15 protein-coding genes and 2 pseudogenes are annotated in these 23207 nt (G+C 74.1%); 10 read left to right on the plus strand and 7 right to left on the minus strand.

The genetic code is table 11. The features are described 5' to 3' along the window. Positions 1 to 29: 29 nt before the first annotated feature. The 4 genes and pseudogenes from ACN28F_RS20350 to purE form a co-directional block, all read left to right on the plus strand. A pseudogene (locus ACN28F_RS20350) lies at positions 30 to 1266 on the plus strand (thioredoxin domain-containing protein); the annotation flags it as partial. Positions 1267 to 1403: 137 nt separating this feature from the next. Beyond that, a pseudogene (locus tag ACN28F_RS20355) lies at positions 1404 to 2102 on the plus strand (hypothetical protein); the annotation flags it as partial. 12 nt (positions 2103 to 2114) lie between these two features. After that, positions 2115 to 3275, plus strand: a complete 1161-nt coding sequence (locus ACN28F_RS20360; RefSeq protein ID WP_289209475.1) for a 5-(carboxyamino)imidazole ribonucleotide synthase — start codon at positions 2115 to 2117, stop codon at positions 3273 to 3275. Beyond that, positions 3272 to 3775: a 5-(carboxyamino)imidazole ribonucleotide mutase gene (purE, locus tag ACN28F_RS20365; RefSeq protein WP_289209476.1), complete on the plus strand. Its 504-nt coding sequence runs from the start codon at positions 3272 to 3274 to the stop codon at positions 3773 to 3775. Before ACN28F_RS20360 ends, purE begins: the two co-directional genes overlap by 4 nt. 89 nt (positions 3776 to 3864) lie before the next feature. Here the strand turns inward: purE and ACN28F_RS20370 are convergent, their stop codons facing one another. Next, complete coding sequence (locus ACN28F_RS20370) at positions 3865 to 9084, minus strand: SCO7613 C-terminal domain-containing membrane protein (protein ID WP_289209477.1); 5220 nt, start codon at positions 9082 to 9084, stop codon at positions 3865 to 3867. 150 nt (positions 9085 to 9234) lie between these two features. Then, on the minus strand, positions 9235 to 10662 hold the full coding sequence (locus ACN28F_RS20375) for a UDP-glucose dehydrogenase family protein (RefSeq protein WP_289209478.1): 1428 nt from the start codon (positions 10660 to 10662) through the stop codon (positions 9235 to 9237). Positions 10663 to 10926: 264 nt separating this feature from the next. Here ACN28F_RS20375 and ACN28F_RS20380 point away from each other — a divergent pair, with 264 nt between their 5' ends. Continuing rightward, positions 10927 to 12090, plus strand: coding sequence for an acyl-CoA dehydrogenase family protein (locus ACN28F_RS20380; RefSeq protein ID WP_289209479.1), 1164 nt, complete (start codon positions 10927 to 10929; stop codon positions 12088 to 12090). A 34-nt stretch (positions 12091 to 12124) separates the two neighbouring features. Here ACN28F_RS20380 and ACN28F_RS20385 read toward each other — a convergent pair whose 3' ends face one another. Then, a complete protein-coding gene (locus ACN28F_RS20385; protein ID WP_421359207.1) occupies positions 12125 to 13246 on the minus strand; it encodes a hypothetical protein in 1122 nt (373 codons plus the stop codon). 111 nt (positions 13247 to 13357) lie between these two features. Next, positions 13358 to 14059, minus strand: coding sequence for a hypothetical protein (locus tag ACN28F_RS20390; protein WP_289209481.1), 702 nt, complete (start codon positions 14057 to 14059; stop codon positions 13358 to 13360). A gap of 232 nt (positions 14060 to 14291) precedes the next feature. Between ACN28F_RS20390 and ACN28F_RS20395 the strand changes: the two genes are divergently transcribed. Both ACN28F_RS20395 and ACN28F_RS20400 read left to right on the plus strand, forming a co-directional pair. Continuing rightward, positions 14292 to 16295, plus strand: a complete 2004-nt coding sequence (locus ACN28F_RS20395) for an acetoacetate--CoA ligase (protein ID WP_421359209.1) — start codon at positions 14292 to 14294, stop codon at positions 16293 to 16295. A gap of 92 nt (positions 16296 to 16387) precedes the next feature. Then, positions 16388 to 16759 (plus strand): hypothetical protein, encoded by a 372-nt coding sequence (locus ACN28F_RS20400; RefSeq protein WP_289209483.1) that lies wholly within the window; start codon positions 16388 to 16390, stop codon positions 16757 to 16759. Between the two features lie 10 nt (positions 16760 to 16769). On the opposite strand, the gene ACN28F_RS20405 is transcribed toward ACN28F_RS20400, so the two are convergent. Further along, complete coding sequence (locus tag ACN28F_RS20405) at positions 16770 to 17501, minus strand: TIGR03089 family protein (RefSeq protein ID WP_421359211.1); 732 nt, start codon at positions 17499 to 17501, stop codon at positions 16770 to 16772. Positions 17502 to 17720: 219 nt separating this feature from the next. On the opposite strand from ACN28F_RS20405, the gene ACN28F_RS20410 reads away from it, so the two are divergent. Both ACN28F_RS20410 and ACN28F_RS20415 read left to right on the plus strand, forming a co-directional pair. Beyond that, positions 17721 to 18878, plus strand: coding sequence for a glycosyltransferase family 4 protein (locus ACN28F_RS20410; RefSeq protein ID WP_421359213.1), 1158 nt, complete (start codon positions 17721 to 17723; stop codon positions 18876 to 18878). A gap of 99 nt (positions 18879 to 18977) precedes the next feature. Then, positions 18978 to 20078: a mannose-1-phosphate guanylyltransferase gene (locus tag ACN28F_RS20415; protein WP_421359215.1), complete on the plus strand. Its 1101-nt coding sequence runs from the start codon at positions 18978 to 18980 to the stop codon at positions 20076 to 20078. 44 nt (positions 20079 to 20122) lie between these two features. Here ACN28F_RS20415 and ACN28F_RS20420 read toward each other — a convergent pair whose 3' ends face one another. Continuing rightward, on the minus strand, positions 20123 to 21316 hold the full coding sequence (locus ACN28F_RS20420) for a coenzyme F420-0:L-glutamate ligase (protein ID WP_421359217.1): 1194 nt from the start codon (positions 21314 to 21316) through the stop codon (positions 20123 to 20125). After that, the gene (cofD, locus tag ACN28F_RS20425; protein WP_421359219.1) at positions 21313 to 22290 is read right to left on the minus strand and encodes a 2-phospho-L-lactate transferase; all 978 of its coding nucleotides are present in this window, start codon (positions 22288 to 22290) and stop codon (positions 21313 to 21315) included. The genes ACN28F_RS20420 and cofD overlap by 4 nt, the downstream gene beginning before the upstream one ends. A 99-nt stretch (positions 22291 to 22389) precedes the next feature. Between cofD and ACN28F_RS20430 the strand changes: the two genes are divergently transcribed. Further along, complete coding sequence (locus tag ACN28F_RS20430) at positions 22390 to 23169, plus strand: hypothetical protein (protein ID WP_421359220.1); 780 nt, start codon at positions 22390 to 22392, stop codon at positions 23167 to 23169. Positions 23170 to 23207: the final 38 nt, after the last annotated feature.

The raw sequence follows: 23207 nt of genomic DNA on the forward strand, positions 1-23207 counted from the left end.
GTGGTACGACGACCCGAGGAGCAGCCCGCGTGAACCGGCTTGGCGAGGCGACCAGCCCGTACCTGCAACAGCATGCCGACAACCCGGTCGACTGGTGGCCGTGGTGCCCGGAGGCGTTCGACGAGGCACGCCGTCGGGACGTGCCGGTGCTGATCTCGGTCGGCTACGCCGCCTGCCACTGGTGCCACGTGATGGCGCACGAGTCGTTCGCCGACGTCACCGTCGGGCAGCTGATCAACGACAACTTCGTCGCGATCAAGGTGGACCGTGAGGAGCGCCCCGACGTCGACGCGGTCTACATGGCCGCCACCCAGGCGATGACCGGGCAGGGCGGCTGGCCGATGACGGTCTTCGCCGCCCCGGACGGCACCCCGTTCTTCTGCGGCACCTACTTCCCCCGGCCGAACTTCGTCCGGCTGCTGCAGTCGGTCACCACCGCCTGGCGCGACCAGCGCGACGCCGTGCAGCGTCAGGGGACCGCCGTGTTGACCGCGATCGGCGGCGCGCAGGCCGTCGGCGGCCCGACCACCCCGCTCACCGCCGACCTGCTCGACGCCGCCGCGCGCACGCTGCACCAGGAGTACGACGCGACCCACGGCGGCTTCGGCGGCGCGCCGAAGTTCCCGCCACACCTCGCGATGCTGTTCCTGCTGCGTCACCACCAGCGCACCGGCGACTCCGACAGCCTGGAGACCGTCCGGCACACCGCCGAGGCGATGGCCCGGGGCGGCCTCTACGACCAGCTCGCCGGCGGCTTCGCCCGGTACGCCGTGGACGCCACCTGGACCGTGCCGCACTTCGAGAAGATGCTCTACGACAACGCGCTGCTGCTGCGGGTCTACACGCAACTGTGGCGGCTCACCGGGGACCGGCTGGCGGCCCGGGTCGCCCGGGAGACGGTCCGGTTCCTCGCCGAGGCGCTCGCCGTACCCGGCGGGGGGTTCGCTTCGGCGTTGGACGCCGACACCGACGGCGTCGAGGGTGCGACGTACGTGTGGACGCCACAGCAGCTGACCGAGGTCCTCGGCGAGGCGGACGGGCGGTGGGCGGCGGATCTGTACGGCGTGACGGCTGACGGCACCTTCGAGCACGGCAGCAGCGTGCTGCGACTGGCCAGGGACATCGACGACGTGCCGCTGGAGCCGGTGGACCGGATCCGGTCGGCGCTGCGGCGGGCCCGGGCCGGCCGGGCGCAGCCGGCCCGTGACGACAAGGTGGTGGCCGCCTGGAACGGCCTGGCGGTCACCGCCTTGGCCGAGTTCGCCACCACCGCCGACGCGCTCGGTGCCGACGGCACCGCCGACGCGCGCGGCGGTGACAGCGGTGACGACATCGGCGGCGGCACCCGTACCGGCGGCGCCGATCCCGATGTCGAGCTGGCCGCCGAGCTGGCGACGGCCACTGCGGCGTACCTGGCCCGCACCCACCTGGTCGACGGCCGGCTGCGGCGGGTCTCCCGCGACGGCCTGGTCGGCGCACCGGCCGGGGTACTGGAGGACTACGGCTGCGTCGCCGAGGCGTTCTGCGCGGTGCACCAGCTGCGCGGCGAGGGCCGCTGGCTCGACCTCGCCGGTGAGCTGCTCGACGTGGCGCTGACCCGGTTCGCCGCCGACAACGGCGGTTTCTACGACACCGCCGACGACGCCGAACGGCTCGTCACCCGGCCGGCCGACCCGACCGACAACGCCACCCCGTCCGGGCTGAGCGCGACCGCCGCCGCACTCACCACGTACGCCGCGTTGCGCGGTGCCCCGCGCTACCGGGCCGCCGCCGAGGCCGCCCTGGCCACCGTCGCGCCGGTGGTGGCCCGGCACGCGCGGTTCACCGGGTACGCGGCGGCGGCCGGCGAGGCGCTGCTCGCCGGACCGTACGAGATCGCCGTGGTCACCGACGATCCGGCCGGCGACCCGCTGCTGCTGGCGGCCCGTCGCTACGCGCCACCCGGCGCAGTGGTGGTCGCCGGGGCGACCGACCAGCCGGGAGTGCCGTTGCTGGCGGACCGGCCCGCCGTCGGCGACGTCGCCACCGCGTACGTCTGCCGGGGTTTCGTCTGCGACCGGCCGGTCACCTCGGCCGACGACCTGACCGCCCAGCTGCGCTAGGCTGGCGCCGCCATGGATACCCGTACCGGTCTGCCCATCGTCGGCATGGTGGGTGGCGGGCAGCTCGCCCGGATGACCCACCAGGCCGCCATCGCTCTCGGCCAGTCGCTGCGCGTGCTCGCCCGGACCCCGGAGGACGGTGCCGCGCTGGTCGCCGCCGACGTGCAGTACGGCGAGCACACCGACCTGGCCGCGCTGCGTACCTTCGCGAAGAGCTGCGACGTGGTCACCTTCGACCACGAGCACGTGCCGGGCGAGCACATCCGGGCGCTGGCCGCCGAGGGCGTGCGGCTGCACCCGGGGGCGGACGCGTTGCGCTACGCCCAGGACAAGGCGCTGATGCGCCAGCGGCTGACCGACCTGGGTGCCCCGGTGCCCCGGTGGCGCCGCGTCGGCGCCGTCGACGAGCTGGCCGCGTTCGGCGCGCAGGTCGGCTGGCCGGTGGTGGTGAAGACCGCACGCGGCGGCTACGACGGTCGTGGCGTGTGGGTGATCGACGACCCGGCCGGGCTGGCTGCCGCCGGGCTGGACCCGGCAACCCGGCCGGAGCTGGAGCTGATCGCCGAGGAACGGGTGGCGCTGCGTCGGGAGCTGGCGGTGCAGGTGGCCCGCTCGCCGTTCGGGCAGATCGCGGTCTACCCGGTGGTGGAGACCGTGCAACGCGACGGCATCTGTGTCGAGGTGCTGGCCCCCGCGCCGGATCTGCCGCAGCGGCTCGCGGTGGCGGCCCAGCAGCTGGCCATCGACCTGGCGACCGCGCTGGACGTGGTGGGGCTGCTCGCGGTCGAGCTGTTCGAGGTCGACGGCGAGCTGGTCGTCAACGAGCTGGCGATGCGGCCGCACAACTCCGGCCACTGGACGATCGAGGGGGCCCGGACCTCGCAGTTCGAGCAGCACCTGCGGGCGGTGCTGGACTACCCGATGGGGGAGACCGCGCTGACCGCTCCCGCCGTGGTGATGGCGAACGTGCTGGGCGGTGCCGACGGCGGCATCGGCATCGACGAACGGCTGCACCACCTGTTCGCCACCGACCCCGGGGCCAAGGTCCACCTGTACGGCAAACAGGTCCGGCCCGGCCGCAAGATCGGCCACGTCACGGTCCTGGGTGCCGAGTTGTCCGAGGTACGGGGCCGGGCCGCCCGGGCTGCCCGCTGGCTGCAGGAGGGCCGATGATCGGCGTCATCATGGGGAGCGACTCGGACTGGCCGACGATGCGCGCGGCCACCGAGGCGCTCGACGAGTTCGACGTCGCCTACGAGGTGCGGGTCGTCTCGGCGCACCGTACGCCGCGTGGGATGCTCGACTACGCCGGCACCGCCGCCGACCGTGGCCTGCAGGTGATCATCGCGGGGGCCGGCGGGGCCGCGCATCTGCCCGGCATGGTCGCCTCGATGACCCCGCTGCCGGTGATCGGGGTGCCGGTGCCGTTGAAGCATCTGGACGGGATGGACTCGCTGCTGTCGATCGTGCAGATGCCGGCCGGCGTACCGGTGGCTACGGTCTCCATCGGCGGGGCCCGCAACGCGGGTCTGCTGGCCGTCCGGATTCTCGCGGCGGCCGACCCGGTGCTGCGCGCCCGGATGGCCGCCTACCAGCAGGAGCTGGTCGAGCTGGTCGCCGCCAAGGACGCCGCGCTGCGCGCCTCCCGTACCGCCACCCCCACCCCCACCTGACCGCGTCGATCTTGCAGTTATCGAGAACTTTTGTCGGATTTGTCCGTCGATAAGTGCAAGATCGCCGGGATCTTGGCGGGAACGGGGGGTCAGCGCATCCCGCGCAGCGCACCCCGGACCCGCTCCTGGGTCTGGCGCCGCCATTCGCTGCTCGCCCCGAGGGCCAGCAGCACCAGGCCGACCGGGATCAGCACCAGCCACGGGCCGAAGAAGGTCAGCGCGTGCAGCGCGGTGACCGCGCTGACCACCGTACCGACGACCACCGGGGCCTGCTGCTGGCTCATCGCGCCGAGCAGCAGGGTGCCGACCGCGCCGAGCAGCAGCAGGACGTGCCGGAAGCTGTTGTCCCCGTCGCTGATCACGATCACCAGGGTCGGCAGGAACGTCGCGACCAGCGCCGGCCCGTACGCGGTCCAGCTGCTCAGGTCCGGCCGGTGACGCAGCTCCAGCACCCCGACGAGCAGGGCGAGCGCCGCGAACGGCAGGGTGTACGCCTCGATGAGCGCGACGTCGGCGATGCGCATCAGCATCCACCAGGCGGTGATCTCACAGCCGACGGCGGTCCAGAACAGGATCCGGCGCTCCAACGCCCGCCGGCCCGGTCGGGTGGCGGTCACCCCGAGGACGGCACCCCAGGCGGCCAGCAGCCCGGCCAGGTGCGGCGTGGAACTGTAGGCCAGCGCCAGGGCCAGTAGCGCCGCCGCGTAGCTGCTCCATTCGACGACGGACCGCTCCCGGACCGCCTCCGGATGGTCGAGCCGGGGCAGCCGGGTCGCCGACAACAGCAGCGCCGCCCCGACGGCCAGCACCCCGAAGGCCGACCAGGCCGGCGGCAACCCGGCGACCAGGCCGAGGGTCAGCACGAACAGTTGCGCCATCACCGAGGCGAACAGCCAGCCCAGGATCCGGGCCGGTTGGCTGCGCCCGCCGTACGCGGCGACCGCGCCGACCGCGACCGCGCCGCCGAGGGTGAACACGGTCAGCTGGTCGTTGGCGAGGGCACCGGCGAGCCCGGCACCGCCAGCGGCCAGGCCGATGATGAACAGCACCCGACGGGCGATCCGCAGCGGCCGGTGCCGCTCGGTGTCCGGCGGCGGCGCGGTCGACGCCAGGCCGATCATCGCGACCGCGAAGACCAGCAGCGCGGCCGTGGTGCTCGTCGGCCAGCCGATGCCGAACGACAGCGGCGTGATCAGCAGGGTCAGCGCCACGCCGGGCAGCACGACCGGAACGACCTGCCCGGGCTGGCCGCTGTTGAACGCGGTGGCGGCGAGCGCGGCGGCGACGGTGAGCAGCAGCGCCGCGAGGACGTTGGTCGGGCCGACGGCGGCGGCCGGCGGGTCGAGCAGCACCGCCGGCGGCCCCTGCCAGATCGCGGCCAACGTCCGGTACGGCTCGACCAACGCGGTGGTCAGCGTCGGTGCCACGGCCGCCACGGCCAGCGCCGTCGGCAGCGCGGCGGCGGCCAGGGCACCCTTGACCGGGCTGATCGCCCACTCCTGGCCGATCTCCAGCGGCCCGGGTCGGCCGAGTCGTCCGCCGAGTCCACTCCACCGCCGGCTCAGCCGGGACAGCTCCGTCGGCGGCGGGGTGGCGGCCCGGAGCAGTTCGGCGAGGACGGCGAGCAGCGCCGCGCCCGCGGCGTACATCCCGGTGGGCAGGTCGGTCGGGAGCGAGGCCAGCGCCGTCACGGTGGCCCCGCCGGCCGTCCCGACCGTGGCGTACGGCAGGTAGTGCGGCACCTGACGACGGACCGCGGCCAGCACGGCGACACCCAGCGCCGACGCGGCCAACGCACTGGTCAGCACCACCTCGGTGGTCCAGCCGAGGGTGGCGGCGAGCGCGGCGAGCGCGCCGGGCAGCGCCAGCAACGCGGCGCCGGTGGCGGCACCGCCGACCGTGGCCAGGTGCCGGGGCATCGTGGCGGGGTCGTCCACCGCCCACGTCGGGCGCTGGCGCACCGCCGGGTCGAGTTCGAGGTCCACGTCGTCGGCCTCGTCGGCGTCCGGGCCGTCCGCCGCCGGGTCCGGCGGCATGTCGGCCGCCATCACCCGGCCGAGCACGGCCACGACGACACAGGTCAGCACGATCACCCCGAGGGCCGCGGCGGTGGTCCACGGCCGGACCAGGCTCGCGCCGACGGCGTACAGCGCCACGGCGGCGGCGACGGTGGCCCGGGCGGTCGCGGCCTGCGGGTCGGTGGCGGCCACCGAGGCGATGCCGTACCCGATCGCGACCAGGCAGCCGACCGCGATCGGTGACCACCAGGGCAGGCCCAGGGCCGCCGGGGTGCCGACGGTGGCGAGCGCCACCAGCACCCCGGCGGCATGGAACGACCAGGGCCGGGGCAGCGCCACCGCGGCGGCCATCGCGAGTAGCACCAGCGCCAACGGCACCTGCCAGGCGTTCGCGGTGGTCTCGACCGACCAGGCGGTCAGATCCGCCTGCCACAGCTGTCCGGGGGTGGCCAGCGCCCGGATGCCGCCGGCGACCGCCGTGTAGCCGGCGAGTACCGCGATGACTGCGCCACTGACCGCCACCCCCAGCACCGGCCCGCGCTGCCAGTCCTGCGGCATGGCCCGGATGGCGACCGCCACCAGCAGCGCGAGCGCCGCGCTGGCGACCAGTTCGATGCCGGGCACCACGATGGCGCTGATCCTGGCCAGGGTGCCGACCAGCACGGCGATCGCGGCGGCGGCGGCGAAGTCGGTGCCGTCGAGCAGCCGGTCGGCGCGACGGTTCGCGTCGATGCTCGGCGTCATGAACAACAGGACGCCACCGAGCAGCAGCGCGACCGCGACCCAGACGTCGGCGACCGTGGCGCCCGGGGAACCGAAGGTGGCGGCGGTGACGGCCAGCGCGCCGAGCCCGGTGCCGATCGTCAACGGCCGGGGGATCTGCCGCTCGGCGACCTGCGCCAGCGCCGCATAGCAGAGCGTGCCGGCCACGGCCAGGAACGCGGCGGCGAGGATCGGCGCGGTCGTCTGCTGCAGCGCCGGCCCGGTCGGCCCGGGTGCCGGCACCATCGCGGCGACGAACGCGGCGACCCCGCCGGGCAGGGCAAACGCCGCGCCGCCGGCGGCCCAGCCGGCGACCGGATCGGCAGCGGGTCGGCGGCGGATCTCCGGCAGGCTGCCGGCCACCGCGATCAGCACCCCGGCGGCGGCGAGCACGAGCAGGACGGCGGCGGTCGCACCGGGGCGGGCCAGGGCGGCACCGGCCCCGGCGACACCCAGCACGGCGGCACAGCCGACGTGCACCTGGGCGGACCGTTCGGAGCCGGCGAACAGGCCGGCCCCGGCGACCACGACGGCCGCCAGCACCGGCGGCCAGCAGGCGGCGTACCAGGGCAGGGCGAACGACGCCGGTACGGCGAGCGCGGTCAGCGTGACGCCGGTGACGGTCGCCTCCCGGCGCCACTCGACCGGTACGGCGACCGCTGCGGCGACGGTGATCAGCAGCGCGGCCAGCGCGAGTTGCCAGTCGGCCGGGCCGGCGTAGGCGTCCAGCCGCTGCTGGTAGTCGGACAGGTCGGTCTGCCAGGCGGGCAGCGCGGCGCGGCCCGGGGCCAGCGCGGCCCGTAGCGCGCTGCCGGCGACGAGGACACCGAGTACGCCGAGTGTGGCGGTGGCGGCGAGCTGCGGGCCACGCCGCAGGGCCTCCGGCAGGGCCCGGACGCCGATCCCGGCGATCGCGACCACGGCGGCGATCAGCAGCAGCGCCCGGCCGGGCAGGCCGACGGCCACGAGGCGGCTCGCGGCACCGACGGCCGCCAGGGTGAACACCCCGGCGGCGATGTCCGGCACCGGCTTGTAGCCCAGGGTGAGGCCGCCGATCAGCCCGACCCCGGCGGCGATCACCAGGACCGCGCCGGCGCGGATCGCGGCCGGCACTGTGTCGGCGCTCAGCACGGCCGCGACGGCGTAGGCGAGCGCCACCGCGACCGCGAGCCCGTGGAGGGTCCAGATCAGATCGCGGAGCCAGAGCATCGCGGCGCTGGGAGCCGGCGGCGTCCACCCTGGCCCGCGCCGCCCGGCCCGCCGGTCCGGTCCGGCGTCGCCGGGCAGGTCCGCGCCGACGACGGCGTCGGCCTCCTCGGGGGCGCCCTCCGGCCGGGTGGCACCGCTGTCGGCTGCCGTGCCCGGTGCGGCCGGTCCGGCAGGTGCGGTGGGCGGGTCGTCGGTCGGCACGGTCGGCCCACCGGGTGGTGCGGTCGGATCGGCGGAGCGTCGCTGCGGTGGGGCGAGCAACCCGGCGGGGCCGGCCGCCCCGGCCGCCCCGTCAGCCGTCGTCGCCCGGCCGGCCCGGCCGGTCAGCCAGGCTCCGCTGGTGAACCGCCCGGAGCCGGTGAGCAGCCGGACCAGCAGCAGATCGACCACGGCGACGGCGGCGAGCGCCAGCGCCCAGCCGGCCGGCCCGAGGATCAGGTCGTAGCAGAGCAGCGGCACGATCGGCTGAACGGCGAGCACCATCGCGTACCGGGGCAGCTGGAGCCCGGTGGTGGCGGCGTACCCGCCGGCCACCAGGGCGGTGACCACGAAGGTCAGCCCGGCGAATACGGCCGGGCTGACCGGGCCGGACCGGACCGCGTCGGTGACCCACAGCGCGTACCCGTCGATCGGGACGAGGATCAACGCGACGGCGGCGATCGTCTCGGCGGTGGAGCGCAGCCCACGGGCCGCGACGACCGGCGGTGCCGCGAGCAGCAGCACCGTGCCGGTGAGCAGGATCAGCAGCCGGGTGGCGTCGGGCAGGGTGCTGTTGGCGACGGCGGCGAAGACCACCATGGCCATCAGCGCACCGAGACCGAGCAGGACGTTCTGGATCGACTGTGCGGACGCCTCGGGTCGGGCGCCGTCGGCCGACAGCACCCGGGTCGGATCGTCGTCGGCGGACGCCGGCGGGTAGCCGGGTTCGTCGCTGCCGGGTGGCGGCCCGCCGTCGGTGCCGGCGTCGCCGGATCGGTGCGGTGTCTGGCGGGGGAACCGGGGCGGGGCGGCACCGGCCTCTGCGGTCGGTGGCCGGCGGCCGGCGCGGCGGCGTACCGAGATCCGGGGAGCCGGACCCCGACGACCGGCGGCGCCGCCGGTGGACAGGATGTCCCGTTGGAAGATCGCCGCCTGCAGGTCGGCGGCCATCTGCTTCTGTTCCTTGGCCAGCGCGACCTCGCGCGCCTTCATGTCGGCGATCGAGCGTTCGATCCGGGCCAGGTCCTCGGCGAACTGCGGCTGGGCCGCGCCGCAACGCGAACAGGTCGCCGCGGCCGGGACCGTCCGTCCGCACGAGGTGCAGCGGTACGCCGTACTCATCGGCACCTCCTCCACGCCTGGCCAACACTGTGGACCGCTTCTAACGAAGCATGCCTAAACCAGGCAACTGTTGAACAGTCCCTGACGGCGTGGAGATCGGAGAAAAAAGCCGACCACGGTCGGCCGGACCGGCTGCGGTCGGCTGGTGGGTCAGGGGCGGCCCATGCCGCGGTACTCCCAGCCGGCGCTGGTCCACAGGACGGAGTCGAGGCAGTTCCGGCCGTCGATCACCCGGCGGCCGGCGGCCAGCTCACCCAGCGCGACCGGGTCGGCGTTGCGGAAGTCGGCCCATTCGGTCAGTACGCAGACCAGGTCGGCGTCGCGGACCGCGTCGACGATCGACGGTACGTAGTTGAGGTCCGGCTGCGCGCGGCGGGCGTTCTCGGTGCCCTCGGGGTCGAAGACCCGTACCTGCGCACCGGTCTTGGCCAGCATCGCGGCCACCGCCAGCGACGGCGCGTCGCGGACGTCGTCGGAGTTCGGCTTGAAGGTGGCACCGAGCACGGCGATCGTGGTGCCGGACAGGTCCGGCCCGGCCGGCCCGGCGCGGCGGCCCAGCAGCTCGGCGGCGAGCTGCACCACCCGGGTACGCCGCCGCTGGTTGATCAGATCCACCTCGTGCAGGAACCGCAGCGCCTCACCGGCGCCCAGCTCCTGGGCGCGGGCCTGGAACGCGCGGATGTCCTTCGGCAGGCAGCCGCCGCCGAACCCGATCCCGGCCTGCAGGAACCGGTTGCCGATCCGGGGGTCGTAGCCGATCGCGCGGGCCAGTTGGGTGACGTCGCCACCGGCGACCTCGCACACCTCGGCCATCGCGTTGATGAACGAGATCTTGGTGGCCAGGAACGCGTTCGCGGCGACCTTGACCAGCTCGGCGGTGGCGAAGTCGGTGACCACCAGCGGGACTTCCCGGTCCTCGGTGGCGGCCAGGTCGAACACGCCCTTGTGGGCGGCGTACAGCATGCCGTTGGCCCACTCGCTGCGCACCCCGACCACGATCCGGTTCGGCCGCAGCACGTCCTCGACGGCGAAGCCCTCCTGCAGGAACTCGGGGCTCCAGGCCACCTCGACGCCGAGGTCGCCAGGGGCGTGCTTGCCGACCAGCTGCTCGATCCACTCGGCGGTGCCGACCGGCACGGTGGACTTACCGACGATGAGCGCCTTGCGGGACAGGTGCTGCGCCAGGTTGGTCACCGACGCCTCGACGTAGGACAGGTCCGCGCCCATTCCGTCGGCCCGCTGCGGGGTGCCGACGCAGATGAAGTGCACGTCGCCGAACTCGGCGGTCTCCGCCATGTCGGTGGTGAACCGCAGCCGCCCGGCGGCCAGGCTCCGTTTGAGCAGCTCGTCCAGGCCCGGCTCGTGGAACGGCACCTCACCGGCGCTCAGCTTGGCGATCTTGTCGGCGTCGACGTCGTAGCCGATCACCTCGTAGCCGAGTTCGGCGAAGCAGATGGCGTAGGTCGCGCCCAGGTAGCCGGTACCGAGGAAGGTCAGCCGCGGACGGGAGGCACCGGACGGCGGCGTGACCGCCGCGATGGCTGGCATTGGCTGGGTGTTCGGGTACGGGATGGTCACGCCTGTGTTCTCCGCTCGCGCTGGCGGCGCCGTGGTTGCGTCGCGCTCGGTGGTCCGGTGCCGGGGGCTCGACACCAATCATCGTTGTTCTGATGTGTGCGGCAGACCGCTTCTTGAGGCCCGACCCGGACGCGGTGCCGGCCGGCTGCCCGGCAGACGATAGTCCGTTCAGTCGGGTAGGGGCGACTGGCACCGGCATTACTCGCCGGTATCCTCGCATTCGAGCACGATGCGAGTGGTGACCCCCAGATGAGGGAGGGCGCGATGACGTCCGGGCCAGCGTTCGATGTCTATCAGCTACCGGAGGAGCACGAGGCGATCCGCCAGGCGGTACGGGAGGTGTGCGACGCCAAGGTCGCCCCGAACGCTGCCGAAGCGGACGAAACTGCGCAGTTCCCTAGCGCCTCCTACGACGCGTTGCGCGCGGCGGACTTCCACGCCCCGCACATCCCGGAACAGTACGGCGGCGCGGGGGCGGACGCGTTGGCCACCGCGATCGTGATCGAGGAGGTGGCCCGGGCCTGCGCGTCGTCGTCGCTGATCCCGGCGGTCAACAAGCTGGGCAGCCTGCCGCTGCTGCTGGCTGGATCGGAGCAGCTCAAGCAGCGGTACCTGACTCCGGTCGCGGCCGGGGAGGCGATGTTCTCGTACTGCCTGTCGGAGCCGGACGCCGGCAGCGACGCGGCGTCGATGACCACCCGCGCGGTCCGCGACGGCGACCACTGGGTGCTCGACGGCGTCAAGCGGTGGATCACCAACGCCGGTGTCTCGCAGTACTACACCGTCTTCGCGGTGACCGAGCCCGGTGCCCGGTCCCGGGGGATCTCGGCCTTCGTGGTGGAGAAGTCCGATCCCGGGGTGAGCTTCGGCGCGCCGGAGAAGAAACTGGGCATCAAGGGCAGCCCGACCTGCGAGGTCTACCTGGACAACGTACGGATTCCGGCGGACCGGATGATCGGCGAGCCCGGCACCGGGTTCGGCACCGCGATGCGCACCCTGGACCACACCCGGGTGACCATCGCCGCCCAGGCGGTCGGGATCGCGCAGGGCGCGCTCGACTACGCCCGGGGGTACGTGCGGGAGCGCCAGCAGTTCGGCAAGCCGATCGCCGAGTTCCAGGGCGTCCAGTTCATGATCGCCGAGATGGGCATGAAGCTGGAGGCCGCGCGTCAGGTGACCTACGCGGCGGCGGCCCGGTCCGAGCGGGGCGACGCCGATCTGACCTTCTTCGGTGCGGCGGCGAAGTGTTTCGCCTCCGACGTCGCGATGGAGATCACCACGGACGCGGTGCAGTTGCTCGGCGGCTACGGCTACACCCGGGACTTCCCGGTGGAGCGGATGATGCGGGACGCCAAGATCACTCAGATCTACGAGGGCACCAACCAGGTGCAGCGCATCGTGATGGCCCGCCAGTTGCTGTCGTCCTGAGCGGCGACGTCCGACCGACCCCGGTGACCGCCGGTCAGCCGGCCGGCTTGCGCGCGGTCGCGTCCGGGTCCGTCGGGGGCAGCGCCGTGGTGGCGTCCGGGTCCGTCGGGGGCAGCGCCGTGGTGGCGTCCGGGTCCGTCGGGGGCAGCGCCGTGGTGGCGTCCGGGTCGGCGGCGGGGGAGACCACCGCTGTGGTCTGCTCGTCGCCCCCGGTGTCCGGCGCGTCGGCCGCCGGTGGGGTCCGCAGCCGTACGGTCTCGTCCGCCGCCGCGATCCGGGTGGTCTCGTCGCTGTCGGTGTCGGCGGCGGCCGGTAGTTGGATCCGGGTCGTCTCGTCGCTGTCGGTGTCGGCGGCCGGTAGTTGGATCCGGGTGGTCTCGTCGGCCGATCCGCTGCCGGTGCCGGTCCGCAGCGGCACCGTCTGGTCGGCCGGTGGCGGGCCGGCCGGGATCCGGGGCGTTGCCCCCGGCACCGGCGGCAGGGCGATCGTCGGGTCGTCCCGACGGTGCCCCGGTGGGGTCAGCCGCATCGTGTCCTGCTCGGAATCCGGGGCCCCCGCCGGATGGGCCGGGCGCGGCAGCGGGCCGGCGGCAGCCGGAAACGCCATGGTCTGGGCCGGGCCGCCGTACCCGCCATAGGCCCGGGGCTCGCCGTACCCGCCGCCGTACCCGCCGCCCTGGCCGTGACCCGGCAGCGGTGCGGTTCTGGCTACCTGCGGGGACTCCGGCTGACCGGCGTACAGGGCGACCATCCGCTCGCCGCGCCACCGGCGCGGGCTGACCACCGTGGCCAGCAGCGGCACCGCCAGCACGACGGCCAGCCCTTCGGCCGGGGCGGTGAACGTGTCGTCGGTGCCGAACAGCCGGCCCGGCATGTTCTGGTAGAAGCTCGTCATGTCTGCGGCCGACCAGGCGGCGAGACCGAGGAACGACAGGCCGGCGACGACCGGCCCGATCGGTGACAGCCGGGGCAGCAGCAGCAGCGCGTACACGATGCCGCAGACCGCCAGCGCGGCCAGCCCGACGAACACCTCGGTCGGCGGCTGGTCGTACGCCTCCCGGCGGGCCGTCGCGTACTCGCTGAGCCCGAGGCCGGCGAGGAACCAGATGACCGGGGCGAGGACCAGCGACAGCACCAACGAGCCCACGTGCCTCATCTGGACTCCTCACGCGTCGACACCTCATCGCACGGTACCCGCCGGGACGACAACGGTCGCAGGTGACCGGCGGAGTCCCGTCGACGCGTGGGTCGGCGGCGGACGCGTGGGTCAGCGGCCGCGTCGGGTCGACCGGGGGATCGGGCGGGCCGGCCGCAGCCGGTCGGCGTCGGTGTCGGCCGCCGTGGCCGTCAACGTGGTGGTGGTGCCCGACCGGCCGCTGGTCGTCGGATCGGCCGCCGTGGGCGCGGTGGGGGTCGTCGCCGGCGCCGGTTCGGCCGGGCCACCGGGCAGCGACCACAGCGACGGGTCGAACTCGCCGAGCGGCCGGACCGGCAACGGCTCCGCTGCCGGTGCCGCCGGCTCGGCGGGGGCCGGGTCGCCCGTACGGCGGTCGCCCGACCAGCGCCGCCGGCTCAGCACGGCCGTGCTCAACAGCACCCCGAGCAGGGCCAGGGTGCCGTTGTCGACCGGGCCCAGCAGCACGATCGGCTCACCGAACACCGCCGCGTCGACGCCGAGGAGGTCACGGGTGCCCAGCGGGTCGATGAACGTCGCCACGTACGGGGCGGCCAGGGCCAGCCCGGCGGCGAGCGGGCCGAGCGGGGAGAACCGCAGCGTACCCAGCAGGCCGAGCAGCAGCCCGGCCGCGAACAGCAGCGCCGCCGGCCCGAGCAGGGTCGCGGTGTGGTACTCGCCGTCGGTCACCCAGCCACCGATGGTCCTGGTCGACGTCGTCTGGCCCACCGCGACGAGCAGCCAACAGAGCGGCGCGACAGCGATGCCGCTGAGGAAGCTCCAGAGATGACGCATGGGCGAACCGTACCGTTTCGGGTGGGTGATGGCGGGCACCCCGGGCAGCACCGGCGGGTTTTTCGGCGGTACGCCGGTCGGCTGTGCCCGCACCGCGACCTGCCCGGCACGGCTTGTGTTCCCAGCACGCTCCGTCGCCCCCGTCGCAGGCACGACAATGGCGACGGCGGTACGGGAGGATGGTCACGGGTGCCTTCGGCGGCGCGGCCGGGGCCCGGGGAGGAGTGCAGGCGTGAGCGAGGTGCTGTGGCGCCCACCGGCGGACGTACGGCAGCGGACCCGGATCGGTGCCTACCTGCAGTGGCTGGAACGCACCCGGGACCTGCGGTTCGCCGACTACCCGCAGCTCTGGCAGTGGTCGGTGGACGATCTGGCCGGCTTCTGGGGGTCGATCTGGGAGTACTTCGCCGTGCTCGCGCACGAGCCGCCGCAGGAGGTCCTCGCCGAGGCGCGGATGCCGGGTGCCCGGTGGTTCCCCGGTGCCCGACTCAACTACGCCGAACACGTGCTGCGCGCCGGCGGGCTCGCTGACGACGATCCGGTGGTCATCGCGCACAGTCAGACCCGGGCCCCGGTCACCCTCACCGTCGCGCAGCTGCGTGACCAGGTGCGTCGGGTGCGGGCCGGGCTGCGCCGCCTCGGGGTGGGGCGCGGCGACCGGGTGGCCGCGTACGCGCCGAACATCCCGGAGACGTACGTGCTGATGCTGGCCACGGCGAGCCTGGGCGCGGTCTTCTCGTCGGCCGCGCCGGAGTTCGGCACCCGCAGCGTCACCGACCGGTGGCGGCAGATCGAGCCGACTGTGCTGGTCGCCGTCGACGGCTACCGGTACGGCGACAAGGCGGTGGACCGGCAGGCGGAGCTGGTGGCGATCGCCGCCGCGCTGCCGTCGGTCCGGCACCGGGTGGTCATCCCGTACCTGTCGCCGCAGGCGGCGACGCCGCAGTGGGCGACGTCGACCTGGTCGGCGCTGGCCGGGCCGACGGACGAGCCGCTCGCGTTCGACGCGGTGCCGTTCGACCATCCGTTGTACGTGCTCTACTCCTCGGGCACCACCGGGCTGCCGAAGCCGATCGTGCACGGCCACGGTGGGATTCTGCTGGAGCACCTGAAGATGCTGGCGCTGCACCACGATCTCGGCCCGGGGGACCGGTTCTTCTGGTTCACCACGACCGGCTGGATGATGTGGAACTATCTCGCTTCCGGGCCGGCGGTCGGCGCGGCGATCGTGCTGTTCGACGGCAATCCGGCGGTCGACGCCGCGCCGGACGGCCCGGCCCGGCCGGACCTGGGCACCCTGTGGCGGCTCGCGGCACACACCGGCACCACCTACTTCGGCACGTCGGCGCCGTTCCTGCTGGCCTGCCGCAAGGAGGGGCTGGTGCCCCGCGAGATCGCCGACCTGTCCGCGTTGCGGGGCGTGGGTTCGACCGGGGCTCCGCTGCCCGCCGAGGGGTTCACCTGGGTGTACGAGTCGGTCGGCGCGGACCTGCAGTTGGCGTCGCTGTCCGGCGGCACCGACGTGTGCACCGGGTTCGTGGGCGGCGTACCGCTGGTGGAGGTGCGGGCCGGGGAGATCGCCTGCCGCGCGTTGGGCGCGCGGGTCGAGGCCTGGGCCGCCGACGGCCGGGCGGTCGTCGGTGAGCTGGGCGAGTTGGTGATCAGCGCGCCGATGCCGAGCATGCCGGTCGGGTTCTGGAACGACCTGGACGGGCACCGCTACCGGCAGGCGTACTTCGAGCGCTACCCGGGGGTGTGGTGTCACGGTGACTGGATCACCATCGCCGAGCACGGTGCCTGCGCGATCACCGGCCGCTCCGACGCGACGCTCAACCGTGGTGGTGTCCGGCTGGGCACGGCCGAGTTCTACTCGGTGGTGGAGGCGCTGCCCGAGGTCGCCGACTCGTTGGTGATCCATCTGGAGGATCCGCAGGGCGGCGCGGGAGAGCTGCTGCTGTTCGTCGCGTTGCGCGACGGCACCGCGTTGGACGACGCACTGCGTACCCGGATCGTGCGTGAGCTGCGGTCGGCGCTGTCGCCGCGGCACGTTCCGGACGGGATTCACCAGGTCGCGGCGGTGCCCCGGACCCTGTCCGGCAAGAAACTGGAGGTGCCGGTGAAGAAGATCCTGACCGGTACGCCGGTGGAGCAGGCGGTGGCGAGCGGGGCGCTGGCCAACCCGGCGGCGCTGGACGCGTTCGTCCGGTTCGCCACCGACCGGGTGCCGGCCAGCTGACCGCGAGCTGGCGGTCGGCTGACCGACGGGCGCCGGCCCGTCACCGACGGTGGATCGAATTCGGTCGACCTTGGCAACTCAGCGTCAACGCTGTGCGTCTGACTGTCGTGGGGATCTACTTCCGCCTACAGATCACCGACACGCTCGGCGTCTGGGTCGAGGGGACGCATGCCTTCGATCCCGCGGCCGGAATCACCCGGACCTTCTGGTACCGGCTGCCGACCGAGTGGGTGGTGAACGGTGCGATCCTTCAGCAGCGCCGCGAGATGCTGGTCGACCGCCTGTACGGGCCCGGCTGGCGCGACGGCAATCCGGACGGATCGCGATACATCATCCTCAGGGTCCGGGAGAAGGTGCTCACCGACGGCGAGGCGGCCGGCAAGCCGTGGCTGGCCGAGCGGGGTGGCTTCTTCGTGTGCGCACCGGACGGGGCACAACGGGAGGTGGTCCCCAGCGAGCTGTGAGCCGGCCGGCTCAGGCCAGCACCAGATCGACCTTCTCGCTGGCGACCCGCCCGTCGAGCGAGGCCCGGTCGAGCTGCCGGCAGAGCACCACGCTGGCGGTGGCGGCCAGCGGCGCGAGCAGCCAGTCGACCGGGTCCGGGTGCCGGTCGGCGTCGATCAGGACCCGGCTGCCGGCGACGATGCCCAGCTCCGCACCGCGTGCGGCCGCCCGGGCCGCCAGCTGGGCGTCCTGCGGATCACCCGCCGGGTACGGCGTGAAATGGTCGCCGTGCCCGCGTACCTCGGTGACGTAGTCCACCCAGCCGGGCGGCAGGTCGCGGGCCGGCATCGCCATCGGCGCGAGGCTCAGCAGGTACTGCTCGCCGGCCGGTGGCCGGTCCGGTCCGGGCAGCCGGTGCGCGGTGGCGAAGCACACCTCGGCGGGCGGGCCGTCGGCCCGGCTCCCGGCACCGGCCGGGCCGTCGACCAGCCCGGGGGCCCGCACCGCGAGCCCGGCGGACCAGCAGCCCAGCAGCACCGCGGCGGTCTGCCAGTGCGGCGGCAGCAGCACCTCGGCGGTGTCACCGGCCGTGGCACCGGCGCCGTCGACGATCAGGTTGGCGGTCTTGGCCACCCAGTTGGCCAGGGTCGCTCCGGACAGCTCGGTCCGGTCGCCGATCGCGTCGTCGTACCAGGTGAGCAGTGGTCGGGTCGGATCGGCGGCGATGGTGACCGCGAGCAGTCCGGCGAGGTTGTTGGTCATCGGCGCCGAGCCTAACGCGCGTGTCACGGCTGTGCCCGACGGTCACTGACCGTACTCGCAGTCACGGTCCGGTCTCGCCCCGCTGACGGGCGGCCGGCCGGCACACGAACGCTGGTTTTCGTCCGCCTCGTCGGCGCGGCGCACGGCGTCGGGCGGCGTAGGCTTGGCACACGTGTCGTTCTTCACAACCCTCCACCACCCCTCTAGAGGAGTTGCCCTGTGACCGCCGGTCGACCGCCCCGCGTACTCATCGACGCCACGAGCGTGCCCGCCGACCGCGGTGGCGTTGGTCGATACGTTGACGGCCTGCTCGGTGCCCTCGGTGCCCTCGTCGGCAGCGACATCGAGGTCTCCGTCGTCGCGCTGCGTACAGACGTCGAGCGGTACACCCGGATGCTGCCGGCCGTCGACGTGATCGCCGCCCCGGCGGCGGTGGCGCACCGTCCGGCCCGGTTGGCCTGGGAGCAGACCGGGCTGCCGCTGCTCGCCCAGCAGGTCGGTGCGGACGTGCTGCACTCCCCGTACTACACCTGTCCGATGCGGGCGGGTTGTCCGGTTACCGTCACCGTGCACGACGCGACGTTCTTCACCGAGCCGGAGCACTACGACAAATCACGACGGACCTTCTTCCGCAGCGCGATCAAGACCTCGCTGCGTCGGGCCAGCCGGGTGATCGTGCCCAGCAAGGCCAGCCGCGACGAACTGATCCGGTTGCTCAACGCCGACCAGGCACGCATCGACGTCGCCTACCACGGGGTCGACGCCAGCGCCTTCCACGTGCCCAGCGACGAGGAGAAGGCCCGGGTCCGGGCCCGGCTCGGCCTCGCCGGCACCAGCTACATCGCCTTCCTCGGCGCCAAGGAGCCGCGCAAGAACGTCCCGAACCTGATCCGGGGCTGGGTGCGCGCCGTCGCGGACCGTCCCGAACCCCCCGCCCTGGTCCTGGCCGGTGGCCAGGGCCACGACGACGACATCGACCGAGCCGTCACCGACGTCCCCGCCCACCTGCGGCTGCTGCGCCCCGGCTATCTGCGCTACGCCGACCTGCCCGGCTTCCTCGGCGGCGCGCTCGTCGCCGCGTACCCCTCGTACGGTGAGGGCTTCGGCCTGCCGATCCTGGAGGCGATGGCCTGCGGCGCGCCGGTGCTGACCACGCCCCGGCTGTCACTGCCCGAGGTCGGCGGCGACGCGGTCGCGTACACCAGCGAGGACCCGGACCGGATCGCCGCCGACCTGGCCACCCTGCTCGACGACGAATCCCGCCGGGACGCGCTCGCCAAGGCCGGCGTGGACCGGGCCCGGGACTTCACCTGGTCGTCCAGCGCCCAGGTGCACGTCGCGTCCTGGCACCGGGCAGCGGCACGGCCCGCCGGGTGAGCCGGTCCCGGCCCCGCCGGGTGATTCCGTCCCGGGCCTGCGGGGTGAGCCCGCCCAGGTACCGCCGGGACGGATGCGCCGGGCGGGCATGATGGGCTGATGCTCTTCGCCGTCATTCCGGCGGGTGGCAGCGGCACCCGACTCTGGCCGCTGTCCCGCGCCGGTAACCCTAAATTCCTGCATCCGCTCACCGGCACCGCCGCGTCGCTGCTCCAGGCGACGGTGGCGCGGCTCGCCCCGCTCACCGATCCGGAACGGATCCTGGTGGTGACCGGTGCGGCGCACGCCGCAGCGGTCGCCCGGCAGTTGGCGGCGGTGCCGGAGGAGAACGTGCTCGTCGAGCCGTCGCCCCGGGACTCGTGTGCGGCGATCGCGTTGGCGGCCGCAGTCATCGCCCGCCGCGAACCCCAGGCGGTGATGGGATCGTTCGCCGCCGACCACCTCATCGGCGACACCGACCGGTACGTGACCACGATCCGCCAGGCGGTGGCCGGTGCCGAGGCCGGGCTGCTGATGACCGTCGGCATCACCCCGACCCGACCGGAGACCGGCTACGGCTACCTGGCCTGCGGCGACACCATCGGCCCCGGCCCGGTCCGCCGGGTCGAGCAGTTCACCGAGAAACCCGGCCTGGCCGTCGCCGAAAACTACCTGCGGTCCGGCCGGCACCTCTGGAACGCCAGCATGTTCGTCTGGCGGGTCGACGCGTTCCTCGCCGAGTTGGCCCGCCAGCAGCCGGAGCTGCACTCCGGCCTGACCCGGATCGCGGCCCGCTGGGACTCGCCCGACCGCGACGAGGTGCTCGGCGACATCTGGCCCACCCTGCCCCGCATCTCGGTCGACTACGCGGTGATGGAAGGCGCGGCGGCGGCCGGTCGGGTCGGCACCGTACCGGGCGACTTCGGCTGGAACGACGTCGGTGACTTCCACACCCTCGGCGACGTGCTGCCGGCCGACCCGGACGGCAACGTCGTGCTCGGCGCCCCGACCGCCGAGGAGAAGCCGGGTGTGCTGCTGCACGACAGCACCGGGCTGGTCGTCGTGCCGCACTCCGGCCGGCTGGTCGCCGCGCTCGGCGTGCGGGACCTGATCGTGGTGGACACTCCGGACGCGGTGCTGGTCTGCCCCCGGGACCGGGCACAGGACGTCAAACGCCTGGTCGACGCGCTCAAGGAACGCGGCGCCGACGGGTACGTGTGAGTCACCGCGCCGGCGGCGGACCCGCTGCCCGCGCGGTGTGCGGGTCAGCCGCCGGCGCGGTGTGCGGGGTGACCGGTCGACCCGCCGTCGGGCGTCAGCCCGAGCAGGACGTCGACCCGCCCGTCGGGCGCGTCGGTGACCACCGCCGTGCTGGCGATGCCGTCGGCGGCCAACGCGGCCCGCAGCCGGTGCAGGTCGGTGCCGAACCGCACCAGGTCCGCCGCCCCGGCCGAGGGCGGCTGACAGTGCAGGTAGCCGGTCGAGGTGACGGCGGTGGCCGCCCCAGCGGCGGTCGGACCGGCAGCAGCCGGCGGTGACCACGGGGTGAACCGGGTGCCCGGCGCGGCGATTTCGGAGACCAACCGGACCGCTTGCCGTACCGCCTCGGCGTCGACCGGCCCGTCGGCTGGCGGCGGGCCGACGGAGCCGGCGTCGGTCGGACCGTCGGGACCGGCCGGCGGCAGGATCGCGGCGGCGATCAGGCCGGCCCGGTGTGCCTCGGCGGTGCCGAGGCGGAACATGTCCTGACCCGGTTCACGGACCAGCGGCCGGACCCCGGGGCCGTCGTCGCCGGGCTGCTCCGCCGCCTCGCCCCGGCGCCACGGGTAGCCGCGTACCACCGCCACCGGGACCTGCTCCGATTTGCCCTTGACCAGGTCACCGGCGCCGGCGAGTTCGTCGACCACGGCCACCTGGGTCAGCCGCAGCTCGTTGCCGTACGGATCGGTCAGCCCCCGGTAGTCGCGGACCGGGTCGATGCCCGCGGCCCCGAGCGCGACGTCGGTGAGGCCGTTGCGCCACGGCCGGCCCATCGTGTCCGACACGATCACCGCGACGTCCCAGCCCCGCCGGACCCGCAGCGCCCGCCGCAGCCGGCGGGCCGACTCGTCGGGATCCACCGGCAGCAGCACCAGGTGGGTGGACGCCACGTTGGAGTTGTCGATTCCGGCGGCGGCCATCACGAACCCGTGCCGGGTCCGGGCGATTCGGGTCGGCCCGCGCTCGGCGACCACCTCGGCGGTCTCGGCGTCGAGCAGCTCGGCGCGGACCCGGCTGCGCTCCGGCTCGTCGGCCGGCAGCGCCACCAGCCGACCTTCCGCCTTCGACACGATCTTGCTGGTCACCACCAGGACGTCGCCGTCGCGCAGCCACGGTGCCGCGTCGGCGATCACGTCGGCCAGGTCGTCACCGGGCCGTACCTCGCCGATCCCGGTCACCGGCAGGATCTCCAGTCTCATCCGGCCACCTCCGTCCGGCCCGCTGCGGCCAGCTCCACGGCCGCCGCGACCATCGCCTCGGTCGCCACCTCGTCGGACATCCACAGTGGTGCGGCGCGGACCTCGACGCCGTCGAGCCGGGTGTCGGCGTCGACGTCGTCGACCAGCCAGCCGTCGAGCAGGCCACCGTCGCGGCGGGCGCCGTACAGGCCGGCGACGCCACCGGCCGTACAGGGGGTGCCGAGTACGGCGAGGCAACGGTCGGCCATCCCGCGCACCGGCGCGTCGCCGATGATCGGCGAGACGCCGACGACCGGTGCCGGGCCGTTGACCAGCGCGGCGCGGACTCCCGGTACGGCGAGGATCGGCGCGATGCTCACCACCGGGTTGCTCGGCGCGATCAGGACGACATCGGCGGCGGCCACCGCCTCCGGTACGCCGGCCGCCGGGGTCGCCTCGGCGGCCCCGACGAAGACGAAGCGGTGCGTCGGCAGGGCGCCCCGGTGCCGTACCCACCATTCCTGGAAGTGGATGGCCCGCTCGCCGCCGTCCGGATCCGAGACGACGACGTGGGTCTCCAACCGGTCGTCGGTGGCCGGCAGCATCCGGATCCCCGGCTGCCACCGGACGCAGAGCGCCTCGGTGACCGCCGACAGCGGGTAGCCGGCGTTGAGCATCGTGGTCCGCACCAGGTGGGTGGCGATGTCGCGGTCACCGAGCCCGAACCAGGTCGGCTCCGCCTGGTACGCGGCCAGCTCCTCCTTGACCGTCCAGGTCTCGCCGACCCGACCCCAGCCACGTTCCGGGTCGGCACCACCACCCAGGGTGTACATCACACTGTCCAGATCGGGGCTGATCCGCAGCCCGTGCAGCATGACGTCGTCACCCACGTTGACCACGGCGGTCACCTCGGCTCCGGTGCGCCGGGCGTACGCCCGGGCACCGACCAGGAACTTCGCCCCGCCGATCCCACCGCTCAGCACCACGATCCGCATGCCGACCATCCTCGCCCATCGGTGGACACCGCTAGGCTTTGCCGGTACACCGCCGCGCTCTGCCGGTGCACCGCCGCCACCGAAGGATCGGGAGAAGCCGTGACCACGCACCCCGAGGCCACACCCGGAGACCGACCGCCGGCCAGGGACTTCACCATGCCGCTACGGGAGGTGGCGGCGGTCGTGCTGCTCGGCGCCACCGCCGTCTTCCTGTTCCTCGCGCTGCTGGACCTGCTCGTGCCGTACCGGCTCGGGGCCGGTCCCGGGTTCGCCCGTCGGTCGGCGGACAGTTTCGGCGGCTTCGTCAACCTGGTGACGATCGGGTTCCCGCTGGTGGCGGTGCTGTTGGCCACGCACTTGTCGCCGGAGCTGGCCCGGGCCCGGCTGGTCACCCTGGTCGCGCTGATCGAGTACGCCGTCATGGCTTTCTTCGGCGGTCTGTTCGGGCTGCTGGTCGGTTTCGTGGTGCTGGTCGACGACAGCATCCGGGCGGCCTTCCAGGGGCTACTGGGCCGGGCGGCGTGGCTGGCCGTGCTCGGCGTGGCCGGGTTGGCGATCTTCCAACTCTGGCAGGGCCGCTACCAGGTGCCGAAGCCGAAGCAGCCAGCCGCGTACGGCCCGCCGGGGCCGTACGCCCCCGCGCCCGGCTACGGCCCACCCCCGCAGGCCGGGTATGGCCCAGCGGGGCCGCACGGTCACCCGCATCCGATGTACGCGCCGCCGCCACGACCCGCGTCTGGGCCGCCAGCGGCGTCTGGGCCGCCAGCGGCGTCTGGGCCGCCAGCGGCGTCTGGGCCGCCGGCCGACGCAGGTCCGGCCGCTGCGGAGCCGCCGAGCGATTCAGGACCGCCGGCCGAGCCGACCCAGCGGACCTCCTGACCGGGGCCATCGAGCTGGTGCACTGCCGGGCCGCCCGG

Source organism: Solwaraspora sp. WMMA2101, assembly GCF_049179175.1.
In the GTDB taxonomy this organism is placed as follows: Bacteria; Actinomycetota; Actinomycetes; order Mycobacteriales; family Micromonosporaceae; genus Micromonospora_E.